Annotated in this window: 18 protein-coding genes and 1 pseudogene; 11 read left to right on the top strand and 8 right to left on the bottom strand. The window is 37.0% G+C overall.

Annotated features, from left to right (window positions below):
- Window positions 1–13 precede the first annotated feature (13 nt).
- Genes JOC76_RS01740 through cysT form a run of 3 tightly spaced genes read right to left on the bottom strand, consistent with a single transcriptional unit; the run spans window position 14 to window position 2695 of the window.
- Window positions 14–1093 carry a sulfate/molybdate ABC transporter ATP-binding protein gene (locus JOC76_RS01740; RefSeq protein ID WP_205175589.1) on the bottom strand — a complete coding sequence of 360 codons (1080 nt, stop codon included), beginning with the start codon at window positions 1091–1093 and terminating at the stop codon, window positions 14–16.
- Complete coding sequence (locus JOC76_RS01735) at window positions 1083–1892, bottom strand: sulfate ABC transporter permease subunit (protein ID WP_205175587.1); 810 nt, start codon at window positions 1890–1892, stop codon at window positions 1083–1085. Before JOC76_RS01735 ends, JOC76_RS01740 begins: the two co-directional genes overlap by 11 nt.
- The gene (gene cysT / locus JOC76_RS01730; protein WP_205175585.1) at window positions 1889–2695 is read right to left on the bottom strand and encodes a sulfate ABC transporter permease subunit CysT; all 807 of its coding nucleotides are present in this window, start codon (window positions 2693–2695) and stop codon (window positions 1889–1891) included. Before cysT ends, JOC76_RS01735 begins: the two co-directional genes overlap by 4 nt.
- Before the next feature lie 412 nt (window positions 2696–3107).
- Here cysT and JOC76_RS01725 point away from each other — a divergent pair, with 412 nt between their 5' ends.
- Complete coding sequence (locus JOC76_RS01725; RefSeq protein WP_205175583.1) at window positions 3108–3269, top strand: hypothetical protein; 162 nt, start codon at window positions 3108–3110, stop codon at window positions 3267–3269.
- An 82-nt stretch (window positions 3270–3351) separates the two neighbouring features.
- Here JOC76_RS01725 and JOC76_RS01720 read toward each other — a convergent pair whose 3' ends face one another.
- Complete coding sequence (locus JOC76_RS01720) at window positions 3352–3987, bottom strand: histidine phosphatase family protein (RefSeq protein WP_205175581.1); 636 nt, start codon at window positions 3985–3987, stop codon at window positions 3352–3354.
- Between the two features lie 354 nt (window positions 3988–4341).
- On the bottom strand, window positions 4342–5127 hold the full coding sequence (locus JOC76_RS01715; RefSeq protein WP_205175579.1) for a HipA family kinase: 786 nt from the start codon (window positions 5125–5127) through the stop codon (window positions 4342–4344).
- 264 nt (window positions 5128–5391) lie between these two features.
- On the opposite strand from JOC76_RS01715, the gene JOC76_RS01710 reads away from it, so the two are divergent.
- The 7 genes from JOC76_RS01710 (at window position 5392) to JOC76_RS01680 (ending at window position 10841) form a co-directional block, all read left to right on the top strand.
- Window positions 5392–5781, top strand: coding sequence for a GntR family transcriptional regulator (locus JOC76_RS01710; RefSeq protein WP_205175576.1), 390 nt, complete (start codon window positions 5392–5394; stop codon window positions 5779–5781).
- A complete protein-coding gene (locus JOC76_RS01705) occupies window positions 5774–6676 on the top strand; it encodes an ABC transporter ATP-binding protein (protein ID WP_205175573.1) in 903 nt (300 codons plus the stop codon). Before JOC76_RS01710 ends, JOC76_RS01705 begins: the two co-directional genes overlap by 8 nt.
- Window positions 6651–8603 carry a DUF6449 domain-containing protein gene (locus tag JOC76_RS01700; RefSeq protein WP_205175571.1) on the top strand — a complete coding sequence of 651 codons (1953 nt, stop codon included), beginning with the start codon at window positions 6651–6653 and terminating at the stop codon, window positions 8601–8603. Before JOC76_RS01705 ends, JOC76_RS01700 begins: the two co-directional genes overlap by 26 nt.
- A 12-nt stretch (window positions 8604–8615) precedes the next feature.
- Window positions 8616–9122 carry an RNA polymerase sigma factor gene (locus JOC76_RS01695; RefSeq protein WP_205175569.1) on the top strand — a complete coding sequence of 169 codons (507 nt, stop codon included), beginning with the start codon at window positions 8616–8618 and terminating at the stop codon, window positions 9120–9122.
- 309 nt (window positions 9123–9431) lie between these two features.
- Window positions 9432–9893, top strand: coding sequence for a hypothetical protein (locus JOC76_RS01690; protein ID WP_205175568.1), 462 nt, complete (start codon window positions 9432–9434; stop codon window positions 9891–9893).
- Between the two features lie 240 nt (window positions 9894–10133).
- Window positions 10134–10673 (top strand): hypothetical protein, encoded by a 540-nt coding sequence (locus JOC76_RS01685; protein ID WP_205175567.1) that lies wholly within the window; start codon window positions 10134–10136, stop codon window positions 10671–10673.
- A 27-nt stretch (window positions 10674–10700) separates the two neighbouring features.
- Complete coding sequence (locus JOC76_RS01680) at window positions 10701–10841, top strand: hypothetical protein (protein WP_205175566.1); 141 nt, start codon at window positions 10701–10703, stop codon at window positions 10839–10841.
- A gap of 85 nt (window positions 10842–10926) precedes the next feature.
- On the opposite strand, the gene JOC76_RS01675 is transcribed toward JOC76_RS01680, so the two are convergent.
- From JOC76_RS01675 to JOC76_RS01665, 3 genes and pseudogenes are all read right to left on the bottom strand, one after another.
- Window positions 10927–11190, bottom strand: coding sequence for a hypothetical protein (locus JOC76_RS01675; RefSeq protein WP_205175565.1), 264 nt, complete (start codon window positions 11188–11190; stop codon window positions 10927–10929).
- Window positions 11191–12014: 824 nt separating this feature from the next.
- Window positions 12015–12902, bottom strand: a pseudogene (locus JOC76_RS01670) (CPBP family intramembrane glutamic endopeptidase).
- A 64-nt stretch (window positions 12903–12966) separates the two neighbouring features.
- Entirely contained in the window at window positions 12967–13464 is a 498-nt protein-coding gene (locus JOC76_RS01665; protein ID WP_205175564.1) for a cytochrome c biogenesis protein CcdC, read from the bottom strand.
- Between the two features lie 216 nt (window positions 13465–13680).
- Between JOC76_RS01665 and JOC76_RS01660 the strand changes: the two genes are divergently transcribed.
- From JOC76_RS01660 to JOC76_RS01650, 3 genes are all read left to right on the top strand, one after another.
- Window positions 13681–14802: a sensor histidine kinase gene (locus JOC76_RS01660; RefSeq protein ID WP_205175563.1), complete on the top strand. Its 1122-nt coding sequence runs from the start codon at window positions 13681–13683 to the stop codon at window positions 14800–14802.
- Between the two features lie 34 nt (window positions 14803–14836).
- A complete protein-coding gene (locus JOC76_RS01655) occupies window positions 14837–15493 on the top strand; it encodes a response regulator transcription factor (protein WP_205175562.1) in 657 nt (218 codons plus the stop codon).
- Window positions 15494–15647: 154 nt separating this feature from the next.
- Window positions 15648–17216, top strand: coding sequence for a flavin monoamine oxidase family protein (locus JOC76_RS01650; protein ID WP_239557472.1), 1569 nt, complete (start codon window positions 15648–15650; stop codon window positions 17214–17216).
- Window positions 17217–17318: the final 102 nt, after the last annotated feature.

Below are 17318 nucleotides of genomic sequence, written 5' to 3'. Positions count from 1 at the left end.
CCCCTTCTATTTGTTATATAAAAACAGGCATTGGATCGATTTTAGCACGATTCTCCAACACTCTAGTTTCTGTAGGTGTAAATACCGAAAGCTTGTGAATTAGTAAGTTAACCTTGTCACCAGGTTGAAACACTTCTTGATTAATTGCTTGGTAAGCAAATACCTTTAGACCTTCCGTAATCTCTATTTCTATGAACCAAGAGTCACCGCGAAAGTGTACGTGCTTAACCGTTCCTTCTTGACCAGCGCTTTTAAGATGGGAAGTATTCTCAGGACGTACTTCAATCCATTCTGGTCGAATCAGCACCTGTATATCAGAATTTGAATTTGGATAATCCGCCAATTCTGGAAATCCAGTAAGAGAAACTGGAACATCTAGTTTGTTAGATTCACCAATAAAAGAAGCGACAAAAGATGATGCTGGCTTGTTGTAAATGTCCCATGGAGTTCCTTGCTGTTCAATGGTTCCCTTTTGAACAATAAGAATCTGATCAGCCACTTCAACTGCTTCATCTTGGTCATGTGTAACAAAGATAGTCGTGATACCGAATTCGTTAATTAGGTTTCGCAGCCAAATACGCAGCTCTTTACGGATTTTTGCATCGATTGCCGCAAACGGTTCGTCTAGTAAAAGGAGCTGAGGCTCGGGAGCAAGTGCTCGAGCAAACGCCACCCGTTGTCTTTGTCCGCCTGAAAGCTGATGGGGAAATTTGTTTTCTTTACCTTCAAGCTCCATCAATTTGAGCAGGTAAGAGACTCTTTCCTTAATGGCTTCGCGCTTTTGCTTTTTTACCTTCAAGCCGTAAGCGATGTTATCAAATACGGTCATATGCTTAAACAAGGCGTAGTTTTGAAAAACAAATCCAATCCCTCTATCTTGAACGGATAAAGAGTTCGCTAATTTACCATTAAAATAGATTTCCCCTGAATTTGGCTGCTCAAGTCCGGCAAGCATGCGTAAAAGGGAAGTCTTTCCACCGCCGCTAGGTCCCAGTAATCCGACCAGCTGGCCTTTCTCAATTTGAAAACTAGTATTATGAATGGCTTGAAATTTGCCAAAACTTTTCTCTAAGTTTTTAACCTCAATGTGCATGAATTTTATCTTCCTTTCTTCTTTTCATCCATTCCAAAAAGAGCAGTACCGCAACCGAAAAGAGTCCAAGCAGCAAAGCTACACTGTTTGCAGCGATAACATTGTTATCTACAGAATCTTGATAAACTAAAGTGGTTGCCGTTTGAGTTTGATTGATAATATTCCCAGATACCACTAACACCGCACCAAATTCACCCACGGACCGAGCGATTGTCAGAACTAAACCGTTATAAACGGACCAGCAAATGGATGGCCAAGTAACTTGGAAAAAGGTACGAATCGAACCTGCTCCTAATGTCGCTGAAGCCTCCTCAGAACTAATTCCTAGCTCTGTTAATACAGGTACAATTTCTCGAATCATCAGTGGGAAGGTTACAAAAACCGTTGCCATTATCATGCCTGGCAGGGCATAGGTGATTTTTATTCCTGCATTCTCAAAGAACGTTCCTAATATGGTGTTAGGACCAAATAGGAGAATGATCATTAAGCCTCCGATAACGGGCGAAACTGAAAAAGGTAGGTCAATTATGACGTTTATGATCGGACGGACCCATTTGGATTTCCAAGTGCCACGAGTAATTTCAAGAGAAAGCCAAACACCAATTAACGTATTTAGAACAACTACAAATAGGACGATAATGAGACTCACTTTAAAGGCATGTAGGGCCTCAGGTCTCTTAATTGCTTCGAAAAAAGGACCCACTCCCTTTTGAAAAACACTCATGACAATACTTGAAAATGGAAGGATGAGTATGAGCGCAAACAATAGGACTGTGATGGCAATATAGACTCTTCTCATACTTGGATGCCCCTCCTTTTTTGAAAAATGTTAACAAGTAATAAAATGATGAGAGAAAAAGTGACAAGAACAATGGACACGGCAGCCGCCCCTTGTGTATTAAAGTTTTCAATTTCACCGTATATAAAGACAGAGGCAACTTGTGTTTTTCCCGGAAGATTACCGGAGATTAGTGAAATAGCTCCAAATTCAGAAAGTGCACGGGAAAAGGTCAGCATGCTTCCTGCAAGTATTCCAGGTACAACAGATGGAAGGAGTATTTTGAAGAAAGTAAAGACTTTCCCTGCCCCTAAGGTGTAGCTTACCTGTTCTTCATATGGGTCAATTTGTTCAATCATCGGTTGTACCGTACGGATAACGAATGGAAAGGTAATAAAAACCATTCCAATCACTATGGCCGCTTGATTATAGAGCAAATCAACCCCAATTCCTTGCAGCCATTTTCCAATAGGACTCAGCGGTCCCAAAAGTGTAAGCAGCATTAAACCTGAAACAGCAGTTGGCAGGGAGAATGGAAGATCTACGAAACTGTTTAACAAACTCTTACCTAAGAATTGATAGCGAACCAGTACAAAAGCAATAAATGTTCCAATGACAGCTTGGATTAAGGTAGTTAAAATACTAAGTTTAAAGGTTAAGAGAATGGCACTCCAGGCAATAGGGCCAGAAACTGTTTTCCAAAAGGGACCCCATCCAAGTGAAAAACCATTTTCGTAAACTGCAGATATGGGCAATATGACAAGGATAAGTAGATAGCTAATTAAAATTGATCGCATTGCGATCCGATAACTTTTTATTTTCATAAAAACAACTCCAATTTAGTATCATATAAATAATTTATTGAATTTTCAGATATTGCCTTAAAAAAATAGACACCTATCCCGTGGTGGAGTAGGTGCCTTTGGTGGTCCAATCGGCCTATCGATATGTTATTAAATTAATAATATACTTTACTATTCCGATGAGTCAAGTATGATTTTAAAAAAATAATTGAAAATTTTTTGAATAATAACAATTTTGAAGTTTAACTCCGGTCTTGAAAACCATGTTAGGAATTCTTACGAAAGAGTTAACAGAAGGATGGCAAAGCTGTATAGTCGATTCATAGGAAGGAGGAAATCAAAAACTTGGGATGGATTTACGCTTTGTTTAATTTTAGATAGTTAAATTAGGACCAATACACAAATCAATCTGCTAAATCAGGGAGGGCTATCAATGAAATTTCATACACATGATAAAGTCATTAGAAAGGGTCGTTTTGATGGAAACATCGGAGTGGTAATTCAGCCTTGTTATTTGAAAACTGGTTTAGTGCTTGTTCGTTTTGATCGTGGTGTATACACCGCTAATGAACAGGATTTGGTTTTATACCATTAAAAAAGGAGCATCCATGGGGGTGCTCTTTTTTAGTGATGGGCAAATCGGCGTTTAAAAGTAGAACGTGAAATGCCGTTGCAATTTATTTTTTTAGATAGTGCTTATCTCTAAATGTTGTGTCAGCAATACTCTCAACATGAAAACTATCTTCAAAATATTTAACGATAGTGATACTGCAATTATCATGGTGAGTATAATGGCTCGCTTGCAATAATTGCTTTAAGTAGTTGGCGATGGTTACCCCGTGGGAGAATACGAGAATATTTCCACCATCATATTTATGCTTTTGAATTATGTCATTAATAACAGCCTTTGTTCGTGAAAAAAGCTGGATATATGATTCTCCTTCTGGTGCTGACATATTTAAATCTTTGTGCTTAAATAATTTATCGAGTATATTCCCATATTTTGCGATAATTTCCGATTCTAGTAATGATTCTAGAGCTCCAAAGTTCATTTCCTTTAGACGCGGATCAGTGATGATAGGAATTTTTCGATGGCCAATAGCATGATTAGCAGTATCGATTACTCGCTGACTTTCACTGGCGTATACAGCTTTAAATTCTATATCAGACAACCCCATTCCTACAGATTTAGCCTGTGCAATCCCATTATCTGTAAGTGGAGAATCACAAAATCCCTGCATACGTTTTTCTACATTATATTGGGTTTCCCCATGCCGTACAAAATAAAGCCTTACTTCTTTTTCAGAGGACAAAATTAAACACCTGCTTCTTAATAGAATTTATATTATTGTTTATAACTTTAACAGAAGAATCGGCTTTCTTGTTTCATTTTCATCCAAACCAGTTAAAGAGCCTATCTGAATAAGAGCATTGATGCTGGTGTATAGCAAGATAGCCATAAATAGGCTGCGATTTTTTTAGTTTTTAGCGATTCATGGATGGCTATCGGGAAATTTTCTCAACGAAAGGTTTCCGTTGCCAAGAAGAAACAAGGCTTTAGATAAACAAAAAAAGGGGACTAATCACCAGCACCTCATATGTTGCCACATACACTCGGGATGTATAGAGTTTCTGTGACTAAATATATTTAGGCAATCAATTAATTTTCAGACATTCCCAAATTTCCTTATAAACTTATATACCGAATCGGCAAATGTTTTTTTCTGTTCTTTGAGATAGGTAATTAGCGCTTCTCTGTCTTGGAGCGATACGTCCCAGTCCTCGGGAATTTCCATGATTACTTCTTTGATTGACTCTTCTGGCAAAGCCAAGATTTGTTCAATATATGAAGAGACGATCGTTAAATCTTCCTGCAGCCCTGCTGCCCAAATATGAACGATCGAATCTTTCTTAAATTTTTTATTCTTTTGCAACGTTGCCTCATTCCATTTGTATCCTCCCGAAAAACATTTTCCGTGATCAATCATATGAATATTATATTTGCCCCCCGGAAGCTGCTCCAAAAGAATGTTCCTTTTTGTCCGATCGCGGTTATGCACCCAATGGTCGAAGACGAAAATTCCGGCCAATACCTCGTGATTGTTGACTTCATCTTTAGTCGGATGAGGAGGTTCCTTAGATAGGCCGATGCAATTTTCTAAAAATAGACTAGCAAACTGGCTGCCTGATTTGTAATAGGAAGAAAACTTCTTCGGGATAGTCTGAATCTGCCCCTTGGACATTTGGACAATTTCAAATGGTACGACAGGTAGAGAAAGCAGCTGCCCTAATCTGGCGACAACGAATTCGTTGACTAGCTCCCTAGTTCCGTGAAAATTGTTTTTACATTTTACCACATAACGATTTCCATCATTAAATAAAAATAAATGTGCAGCGTCTCCAGATAGGGTCTCCAAATATTTTACAGGTTTTAAAGACGTTATAGTTCCCACCCTCCTCCCATTAATAGAATCTACTTTACTATATTCAAAAGAAATGGAAGAGTTTTGGACAAAAGGGATTTTAGACCTTTTTCTTGTGAAAAGGACCATGTGACAGGTATATATAGAATCCGAGTATGAAAGTGAATTACGAGATTCTCTTTATAGATTTTTGAAAAAATTGAAAAAAAATCTTCCTTTTTGGAAAGTATTGGAATATAATCAAACTGTACTGCGGATAATAGTACACTTAGTACAGATTGGGGGCACCCCGCCATGTTTGAGCTAGACATAAGGAGCCGCAAGCCGATATATGAACAGTTGGTGGATAAAATGAAGGAGCTTATCATGAATGAAATATTAAAAACAGATGAACAGCTGCCATCAGTAAGAACATTAGCAACAGAACTAACAATCAATCCGAATACGATTCAAAAGGCTTATCGCGAATTAGAAATCCAAGGATTTATCTACTCCATTAAAGGAAAAGGCAGCTTCGTCAATCCAAACAATCAAATAAAGGATGTAGAGAAAATAGAGGCTGTACAAAAGGATCTTGAAAAACTAGTCTTGGAAGCTTTGTATCTGGGCATCTCAGCTAGTGACATCATCAAAATAATTCAAGACCTTGATAATGCAAAAGGGGGAGGCGAAGGCAATGATTGAAATGAAAGGTGTTAGCAAGAAATTTAACCGTTTTACCGCACTAGAAAATGTCAATATATCCATTAACAAAGGCTCCATTTTAGGTCTGATCGGATCGAATGGCGCTGGGAAAACCACATTAATTAAACTGTTAGCAGGAATATATCGCCAGGATTGTGGAGAAGTAACCATTAATAAGGAAAGTGTATTTGAAAATATCAGTTTAAAGCAAAAGATCTTTTACATACCGGATTATCCCTATTTCTTCTCGCAGTATACAACAAAGCAAATGGCCCGTTTCTATAAAAGCTGCTACCCAACCTGGGAGGAAGAGCGGTTTCAAAAGCTGGCGGAGCTATTTGAGTTGAATGTGAATAAAAAAATTCATACCTTCTCAAAGGGGTGGCAAAGACAGATTGCCTTCATTCTTGCCCTTTCCGCCAACCCGGAGATCCTCCTTTTGGATGAGCCATTGGATGGTCTTGACCCTGTTGTCCGGAAAAAGGTGAAAAATTTGTTAATTCATGATGTCGCCGAAAGAGAAATGACCATTTTGATATCATCACATAATCTTCGTGAAATTGAAGACATTTGCGATCATATCGGGATTATCCATAAAGGCTCTCTCTTAATCGAAAAAGAATTGGATGATCTGAAAGCAGATATTCATAAAATACAGGTTGCCTATAAAAATGGAACTCCTCCAGACAAGCTGCTATTAAATCTTAATCCACTTCATACAGAAAAAAGAGGAAGTGTGTTCCTTTTCATTGTCAGAGGTGATGGGGAAAAAATAGAGAAACAAATTCTCCAAACAACCCCTGTTATTTTTGACCTGCTGCCTCTAACTCTTGAGGAGATCTTTATATATGAAATGGGGGATATCGGCTATGCCATCAAGAACGTCTTGGTTTAATAAAGAAGTGCTGCTCCAAATTGGGCGAAGTACTGGCTGGGTTTCGATTGTTTATTTTTTAGGCTTGTTATTTATTCTGCCAATTCAGCTATTAATGATCTATTCTGATAAGACTAAAAGTTATTATCCAGAACCTAACAATCTTTTTCTCATTAATTTTACCTTTCAAATTGGGCTAATGGTGATTGTCCCTGTCATCCTGGCGGTATTCTTGTTTCGCTTTCTTCATGTGAAGCAAGCAGCAGACCTTATGCACAGCATTCCGCTTAAAAGGAGAAGGATTTTTCATCATTATGCTTTAACCGGGATGGTCTTTTTAATCTTACCAGTAGCTTTAATTACGTTTCTCATCCTACTTATACATAACACCTTGGACTTCAGTAACTTATTTAATGTTAAGGATATTTTCTACTGGGCTGGTACAACTTTAGTAATCACGTTGCTTTTATACTCAGCCACTGTTTTTATTGCCATGATGACAGGAATGTCAATCATCCAGGTTGTTCTAGGCTATGTTTTTCTCTTTTTCCCAATCGGGATGACGATGTTGTTGTTTTTTAATTTAAAAATAGTACTCTATGGATTTCCAAGTGATTATTTTCTCAATCGACAGCTGGAAAAATTGTCTCCCATTACGTATGCGGCTGTCCTCGACAGCAGGAAGTTTCAATGGAATGATGCAATGGTTTACATAATCTTCACCATAGTGCTCTATGGAGTTTCACTATTTTTCTATAAAAAAAGAAACCTAGAAGCAGCCTCAGAAGCGATTGCCTTTCCAAAAATACATTCTGTTTTTAAATATGGGGTTACCTTTTGTATGATGCTTCTGGGTGGTTCGTACTTTCAAGAAGTTTCCTATAGAAGTTTTAGCTGGACCATTTTCGGTTATGTCATCGGGGCTGTGATAGGCTATTTAGGAGCTGAAATGATTTTAAGAAAAACGTGGAGGGTTTTTGGACGAATAAAAGGATTAATTGTTTATTTAGCGATAACCGCCGTCGTTGTTATAGGAGTTCACATTCTAGGAATCTATGAAAATAAAGTTCCTGAAGAAGCACAAATCAAAAACGTCATTTTTTCCAATCAATTTGTTTTTAATCCAAATGGTGATATTTATGGAGAATACTATACGCCATTGCCGATGAAGGAAAAAGCAAATATAGAGGCCGTTCGCAGACTTCATCAGCAACTTCTCACTGATAAAAATATCAATCAGCAGAAGGAAAACTCCCAATCAGTGAATTACTATGTCCAATATGAATTAAAAAATGGAAGCAAAGTGACAAGGGAATACAGTGTAAATGAACGTCTGTATGAGGATTTTTTCAAACCAATCTATGAATCAAAGGAATATAAGCTTTCCGCTAATGAGGTTTTTAAATTAAAGGAAAATAAGATTAAAACTCTGACCATTGGATCAGGACCAGTTTCAAACGGAGTCACCTTGTCTAATTCAAAGGATATAAAAGAAGTGATAGAGGCTTTAAAGAAAGATATACTGGCAGAATCATATGAAGATAGCCGTTACTTCAAGGGCTCAAATATTGAAGTCTATCTAGGCAATGACTACTCTCTGAGCTTGGAATTTAAGCCTAACTATCAAAATTTGACTGAATGGCTAAAGCAAAAGGAATTACTGAAAGACGCAACGCCAAATTCAGATGATGTTACTCATGTACTTGTAGCCAAAGGTGGAATCAAAAATCTAGAAGATATTGAAAAAGTGAAAACGGACATAGAAAAAAGCACAGATACCTTGGATGTAACCAATAAGGGGCAAATTGAACGAATGCTAAATAACACAAGCACGGATTCCAATAACGATTACACTGCAGTCTTTTATTTCCGCACTGGCCATTATTATGAAGTCTTGTTTTTTGATGAAAAGCATGCTCCTGATTTTATAAAGGATCATTTTAAATAGGGGAGCCGATAAATGAGTACGATTGATTTTAATCAAGTTTATAATAAGTACGCAAACCGTCTGCTGTATATTGCTTTTAAGTACACACATGACAGGCTATGGGCCGAGGATATCGTTCAGGAAACATTTATAAAAGCATTTAAAAAAATAGATACAATCGAAGATACGAAAAAAATAGGTGCCTGGCTGTCTACCATTACAGCCAGGACTGCAATTGACTTTTTAAGATCAGAAAAAAGATGTAGATGTCTGCTACTTGGCTCTATCCAAATGGAACCAACAATGAGCCATCATATAAATTGGGTGAACACTGAGGAAGCGGTCGCTATACGCCTGTTTCAAAAAGATGTGGACCGGTCAATGAAAAGTTTATCTAAGGAATTTCAAGAAGTGCTGGTCCTCAAAGTGAAATATGGTTTAAAGGAAAACGAAATCGCCCGCTTGCTCGATTTGAAATCGACAACTGTCAAAACCCGGCTATATCGGGCAAGAAAACAACTAAAACAAGCCTTTGTATAGAGGAAGCAAGGGGACGGTTCTCTTGCTTCTTTTTTGTTAAGCAAAAGAATTGTCACATTGTTGTCAAGGGTATTTATTGAAAACCAAGGGATTTGCTGTAAACTGAAAGTAGTTTCATCCTCAAATTCTTCGATTAACATAACCTTTTTTCTATCACATCTAGAATAGACTTCTATTTTCTTCAACAATCTTCTGTTACCTTTTACTTTCACTTTTTAACTTCGTTTTACATTCAAATTACTTCCAATAAGTAACAATCAAGTCGAGTTTATTACAAGAGTTCATAATATTAAAGGAGAGAATTAATTCGTGGCATCTAATATGTATGCACTAAAATGCCCATGTTGCGGACGTTCGGCAATTGAAGATTATTATTACAAAACAGATGAGAAATACACTTTTTGCCTGAGGTGTGGTTATTATTACACCAAAACGATTGAATCCTATAAGGCAAATGATGTTGAATACAAGGAAGAAAAGAATGATGGACACGGGGTTTTTATTTTGACAGATAAAAACGGAAGTCGTAAAAAAATGATGTTGAATGGACGTTTGTCAGATGCGCAAATAGAAGAGTATAAAGCATCTTTCATGGATGGCATTGTAGATCAAAAGAAGAGCTACTTAGTTTCATATGAAAACGGAGTATTTAAAATATTATTAGGTAATCCTCCTGAAAATTTTTATCTATCATTTGATGAATATAGGGAAAAGATGTTTTCTAAATATGGAGTGCCTGAATATGATTTCATGGTGCCTATTGAAGAATAGTTATAAGGCTTTTAAATGAGGTATTTTAATCAGGAATATTGAGGGAAACAGGAATACTATTTTAAAAAATATAAAGCCTACTCTTGTTTAGGTTAGTTAGAGCAAGAGTAGGCTTATTATCTGAACATGTTAACATTATAAGTTGCTTTCAATTGTGAATAATTTTGATACTTTTTTATAACAAAGAAGAAGAGGATTCGAAGTGTAACAAAATGAATAAAAATAATATGGGTGATGAAGATGAGTGATTGGTTCCTAAATGTTAGTTATAGGTCAGATTTTGATGAGGATCTAAACTTTATTGATTATAGGGCGGACCTAAATCTATTAAATATAGAAACCGAAGACCATATTAATATAGGTCATGCTAGTTTTCTGTTATATAATACTTATCATTTTAATGATTGGTTGGATGTTGTTTTTAGTGGTGATGGTTTATCAGGAGATGCCTATGAAGTACTAGATGTTCTTACTGGGTTTAGAGAGACGGAAGAAATTTATGGTCTAATAATTATTTTAAATACTCTTAAGATTGATGAAAAATTTCAGATGCAGGGTTGGGGATCGATTGCAATGGAAGAATTTTTGAAATATTGGTCGTATATAGGAGCAGAATATTTAGCACTAAAACCTGCACCACTTGAAAGTAATATTGGAGGTCTTGAAAGAAAAAAGTATATAAAACGGTTAACAGAATTTTATAAAAGGTTTGGATTTAAAATATTAAAAACACAGGAAAGGGAAGAATTATGTATGGGAAAAAACCTTACATATTTATAAATTACCAAGAATTTTGGAGGGATATTATTGTCAAATCAGGAATATCAGGAAAAGGTAGAAAAGAAATTTGGTAAACCTCTTAAAGAAATAATGTACCATTTATGTGTTATAAAAGATATCGTGCCATATGAGGGAGCCTCAATATTAGATGTTCCAAGGTCTGTATAGATGCTTACTTTAGAAAATTGAAAGCAAAGGGTAGGCGGTTCTCTTGTTTCTTTTTGTGGCAACAAGAGATTCTACCCCCTTTTTCTTAAAAGGGTAGATTGTCATCTAAAATAAACTCTGCAGATCTTGAATTTGGGACACTTTTTTCATCACTACAAATTTCACCACATTTTTCACAACTTATAAATGTGTCATTGAGATGGTAGCCTACATATCCATGTGTACACTCTTGTATATCCCATATCGTCTCCCAGTCGACTTCAAATTTGTGATTACATTTAGAACAATAAAATTCGGCACTACCAAAGTTCTCTTTATTCTTTTGCTTAGATTTCTTCCTTTTCCCCATATGATTTTCTCCTTTAAAATATTTGTAATTCATCAGAATGTAGTTGGAAAATTTTAAAAATTTCAATATCAAAAAAGTAAGTAAGTAGTTGGTGAATCGAGGCTTATGGGTTTTTGAAACTATAAATTTTAGGCATAATATTATAGGAATATCTGGGTTAGCTCAAATGATCAGGTTAGATTGTAGAGTATCCAGAAGATATTGACTGGTAGCAACTTCATTATCTCACAAATCAATTAAATAATATACAATACGGGAGAGCTAGATGATGGAATATAATAAGTTGTTAGATTTTATACCCTACTTTGAACATGAAAATATAGAATACTATAATTGGGCTCCTGGATATTCACAGTACGATAGAAAGTTTGATCAATTTATTAAGAGCGCATATCAAACTGAAATATTAAAAAGTGATTATCTTGAATATCTGGATGAAAAGGGTATAAATGATAAACTCGCCACCACTAGCAAATTTTGTTTGCATGGATGTCTCTGTTATTACGGAATGTTGATTTCACTGTGTTTGAAAAATAAACGGTAAAATTCCGTTTAAATTGGGAAATATCCATATTTCCCTAAAAATAAAGGGAGTTTTTCCGTTTATATTCTCCAAATCTTTGGATTTCGTCTTATTTTGAGCAGTTAAGCGGAAAATCTCCGCTTTATCTGCTTTCTTAGCTATTTCCATATACATTAGCCGGAAATTCTCCGTCTATTAACTTTCATACCTACACGAACATCAACAATGAAAAATAACAGAGCCTATTTTTAAAAAAAATTAGCAAATTATCATAAAGGGCAAATGGATCTTTCCATTTATATTATTTTGAACTGGAGTTGTATCCAAGCTGACCACTAGTAGTAATAAGAATGAGTAAAGCTAGACCCCAAAATCCTATAAGGAACGGTAAATCCGTGGTAGTCAAATTTGGTCCTGAAAGATGTGATTGGATTATGCTAAGACCATTGATGCTGGTGTGCAGCAGGGTAGCAAAAAATAGGCTGCCCTGCGTATGATTGTAAACCCAGGTAAAAATGATAGAAATCGCTATACACAACACAATGAAAATCGGTAAATTGATATAAAAAATAGATGAACTGGTCCCTGGTCCTCCCCTTTGAGTATTTGTTATAAAATGCGGCAAATGCCATAAGGCCCACAATACTCCCATCAATAGAGATGCTTTCAATGCTCCAAATCTTGATTGCATTCGCGTTAAGGCGAAACCGCGCCACCCTAGTTCCTCAGACAATGGCCCACAAAAAAGGAAAATAATAACAAATTGGATTAGATATCCAATAAAGAAAGAAGATATTAGCCCATGAAAGCTCGGCAGTGTTCCACCGTTTAAGGCGATGATCCCTAAAAACATCACAGCAGGAACGCCAATAAGAATGAATAGATACCATTTTAAGCCAGCTTTGATTTCTTTCAAGCTTTTTCTTATATCTAGCCAGGCCTCTTTTCCTCCTATCGTTTTGTGCATGATATACGATGCTAATAACGGCCCGGCAAACGAATTAAGAGCAAAGAAAACCGAAAATGCTTGTGTATTGGGAAAGATATTTCACTGGGATAAGATATAAGGAATGAGTGTTATCCATGAAAAAGCATATGACATGACAAAGAATGAAAGCAATGGTCGGCGTTCTAACAAGTTCTTCAAGCCTGAGGATGAGGCAAGTTGAGTTTGTACCGAAGAATTCATTACATACAGTCCCTTTAATTTAGAATATATAAATAATAAAAATGGCTACTTCAAGGATTAGAATTTAGGCTTTAACGGATGGAAGCACATCATCCAAGGTTTGTGACATTTTTACCTTTCGAAATTTTGCAAAGGAAACAATCCTCCAAGGTACAACGTAGCTAAAGGCAACTGTAAAGAAAAGCATACTTAAACTTGTTGGGTCAATATCGAAAAAAAACTGTCTTAACACGATACGAATAGCTGCAATAGCAATTAATGCAATAAAAAAGCTTTTATTTTTCTGTGCATAAATCTGTCCGTCTTGGCGAATTTCATATTTTGTAGTAAACATAAGCGGAATTGAAAGTAATACCCCGAATAGAGCTGCAATAACAATCTCCCATGCTTTCAATTGCACAGGCAGTTCTGAAAACAGAGTTAATACGGGAGATATATAGATAATTGGGAGTAATATTTTGATTCCTGATCCTTGAATTGGTCGAACCATCGCACTTATACGACTCCAATCCACTAAACCTACAATCAAAAACATCAATCCATAAATTCCTGATCCGTTCATTTTTCATTCTCCTTTTTAAGTGGGTTTATTTAAAATTGGTCTTGATTTCCTTATCACACCTTGATTATAAGGGTGCTGACCACCTCCGATGTAGTCACCTTCGTCAACAATTGCTATATGACTTTAGTCATCATTTTGATATGACGATGGGTTATGTCCTTTCAAGTAAATGAAATAGTATAATAGTTTTATATAGAAAATTTTGGAGGAGAGAGGATGCTTAACAGTAAGTCTGGGAAGATGCTTTGGGCCTTTAAAACAGTGCTTATCTTATCCATTTTTTATGATATTGTGACTCGGGATGGCCTTTCAGTTGAAATGAAAGCGGCGTGGATAACGGGTATTTTGTTGATGCAAGCGAATGATTTTTTCAGAACCCGCTATCGCTTATGGAATCGAAATCGTCTTCTTTATACGGTCTCCATGCTAGTGAACATTGCCCTGATCGGTATCTATATGGTGATGTTTGATAATGCTGCAACGAGTGTTTATTATGTTTTTCCTCTTGCAGAGATATTTTTATCCGGCGGGTCGATCCCGAAAGGTATTGTATCAATTCACGTATTGGTTTATTTGGCCGGAATGATAGCGGCGAAAGCGGATGTCCAAACTTCATTAATCTCCTACATTGCGATATTCATGTTGGTCTATTTATTTCGGGCCGTCAGTTTGGAGAGAGAAAAAGGACAACTGTTAAATGCTGAATTGGTGGAGGCGCATGCCAAACTGAAAGAAATTACGATTGTAAAAGAAAGAACAAGAATTGCACAGGAAATGCATGACTCCATTGGACATTCTCTGATTGCCCTGCGCATGCATTTGGAGTTTGCGGAAAATATGATGGAGGTGAACTCTCAGAAAGCTGGGGAATCCATTGCGAAAGCCCATGAGTTTTCACGAAAATCGATTAATGAACTCAGGAAGGCAGTAGCCATTTTGAAAGATCAATCGGTAAGCAGCCAAATTGAGCTTGGGGAATTACTGAATGATATGATAGAGAGCTTGGAAACCTCAGGAAAGCTAAAGTTTACGCTGAATTTTGATGAAGAGGTAGAGACTAGCAGTCAGGATATGAAAAATTGTATTTATAATTCAGTTCGGGAAGCGGTCACCAACGGTTTGAAGCACGGCAAGGCCCAACAGTTTCTAGTCGACATTACTAAAAGTGGTGAAAAGATAAGAGTTGCTGTGGAAGACAACGGCGAAGGCTGCGGTCAAATCAAAAAATCTAATGGTCTGCAAGGAATTGAAGATCGCATTGGTTTACTGAATGGGACAGTGAGTTTTTATTCGGAAAAAGGGCGAGGATTTAAAATGCTTGCGGAAATACCTGCTTAAAAGATAACAATGATAGAAAGGTGGAGCGAATGAAATGACAGAAATCATGATTGTCGATGACCAGGAGATGGTTAGAGAAGGTTTAAAGATGATTTTGAGCCTACACGAAGAAATTGAAATAGTAGGAGAAGCCTCGAACGGGGAAGAATTGCTTGCATTATTGGAGAATAAGCTGCCTGATATTATTCTCATGGATATTCGGATGCCAGTGATGGATGGCATCGAGACGTTAAAGATCGTGAAGGAAACTTATCCGAGTTTAAAAGTCATTATTCTAACTACCTTTAATGAAGATGAGTATATATTCAATGGACTTAAATATGGTGCGGATGGCTATGTTCTCAAGGACTCCAGCTCCAAGGAGATTATCAAAGCAATCAAGTCGGCTTGTGAGGGCAGTATGTTGTTAAATTCGCAAGTCAGCTCAAAAATTTCCAAAGTACTCCACTCCATGGAACAGACATCTAGTAATCAAAACAGCATAAAAGATCAATTGAGCAATACGTTGACACCGAGGGAAATCGAAGTCGTGGAACTGATTATGCAAGGAAAAAGTAATAAACAGATTGGGAGTGTGTTATTTTTAACGGAAGGTACGGTCAAAAACTATATTTCCAGGATTCTCGACAAGTTTGAGCTCAAAAACCGCACAGAGCTGGTGTTATATTTACAGAAAAGCAGAAAGCAGTAAGATGCAATCGGAGTTTAAAGGATGTTAAATCGGCCCCTCTCCTATAGCAAATAAAAGAAACCATGCATATTTTATTGAAAGAACAATTACTATCGCACGATAGGTTTTTCAATAAATAAGCATGGTTTATTTTTTGCATAAAGGAGCTGGTTTCTTGGCACGAACACCATTAGCAAGTATCCTGCAGAAATCATTTGTATTGGCAGGAACAGAATGGAAAAAACAAAATTTTAGTGGACAAGCTGCTCAACCGGAAGGCAATAGTCCTCAAATAGAACTTGTTTCTATTGAAAAGGAAAGACAACCGTCATCTAAATTCCATGGCGATGTAAAAAAGGCTTCAAGAATTGTTATTGTCGGAGCAGGTTTGGCGGGACTTACTTGTGCTTATCGGCTGAGGCAGGGTGGAATCACCTCTACTATTTATGAAGCCGCGGACCGGATTGGGGGACGGTGTTGGACAAGAAGGGGTATTTTTAATGAAGGGCAGATTGTCGAGCGCGGTGGTGAATTCATTGATACATGTCATATAGAGATTCAGGGTTTGGCCAAAGAGCTCGGACTAGAATTAGATCATTTAACCATGGCAGAACCTAGAGGTACCAAACCATTTTATTTTATTGATGGGGCCGATTATTCCTTTCAAGAAGTGACAGAGGATTTTAGAAAAATCTATCCCAAACTTCAAAAGGATCTAAAAGAAGCAGGTGAAACGACACTTTATCATTGTTATACAGAGCGGGGATTTGAGTTAGACCATATGTCCATTGTTGACTATATCAATGAAATCGTCCCAGGAGGCATTCATTCGAGATTTGGTAAATTATTAGCATTGGCCTATACGATTGAAAATGGCGCTGATGCCAGTAAGCAAAGTGCCTTAAATCTACTTTATTTATTAGGTTTTGCTCAAAGGGAACAATTTCAAATTTACGGAGACTCAGATGAATGCCTTCATATTAGGGGTGGAAATGATCAGCTCCCGAACATTTTGGCACAGAATCTTAATGGTCAAATTAGACTTAATTCCAGGCTTAAAAAGATTGAACATGATGGCCAAAATGAAATACGGCTTGTTTTTCAAAATGATGAAAAGGAATGGGAGGTTTTTGCGGACAAAGTCATTCTCGCAATACCTATTAGTATTTTAAGAACGATAGATTATGAGAGTGCAAGCTTCTGCCCGTTAAAAAAAATGGCGATTGAAGAGCTAGGTATGGGAGTCAATACAAAGCTGCATGTCCAATTCGTCAGCCGATTTTGGCATGAGCTTGGAAATAACGGTGACACGTTTGCAGATGCGGGCTATCAGCAGACATTCGAGTCATCACGAGCCCAACAAGGTAAATCAGGAATTCTGGCTAACTTTACAGGAGGAGAAACGGCTGCCAAACTGTTGGTGTTAACAAATGACAAAATAGAGGAAATGACTAAAAAATTTTTGGACAAGTTAAACCTCGTTTTGCCAGGAAGTATAAGCAATTGGAATGGACTAGCCACGGTCGATCACTGGCTTAGCAATTTATGGACCAAAGGCTCCTATTCCTATTTGAAGGTGGGACAACATACCAAATTTGCTGGTGTTTTGGAACAAAGGGAAGGAAATATTTTCTTTGCGGGTGAACACACATCCATTAAATATCCAGGCTATTTAAATGGTGCAGTTGAGTCTGGGGAAAGGGCTGCACAAGAGGTATTTGAGGATATTTTGAAAAAGGATTAAAAGAAGCCAGCTATACACCCAACACATGTGAGTGTGTATATAATATTTTGCGCTAAAAACTGTAGAAGCAAATATCTGCAGTTTTTTGTTTATTCTACTCAG

This window comes from Neobacillus cucumis (assembly GCF_016908975.1).
Classification (GTDB): domain Bacteria; phylum Bacillota; class Bacilli; order Bacillales; family Cytobacillaceae; genus Neobacillus; species Neobacillus cucumis.
The sequence above is the reverse complement of the archived record's forward strand: the minus strand, read 5'-3'. Positions and strand labels throughout refer to the sequence as shown.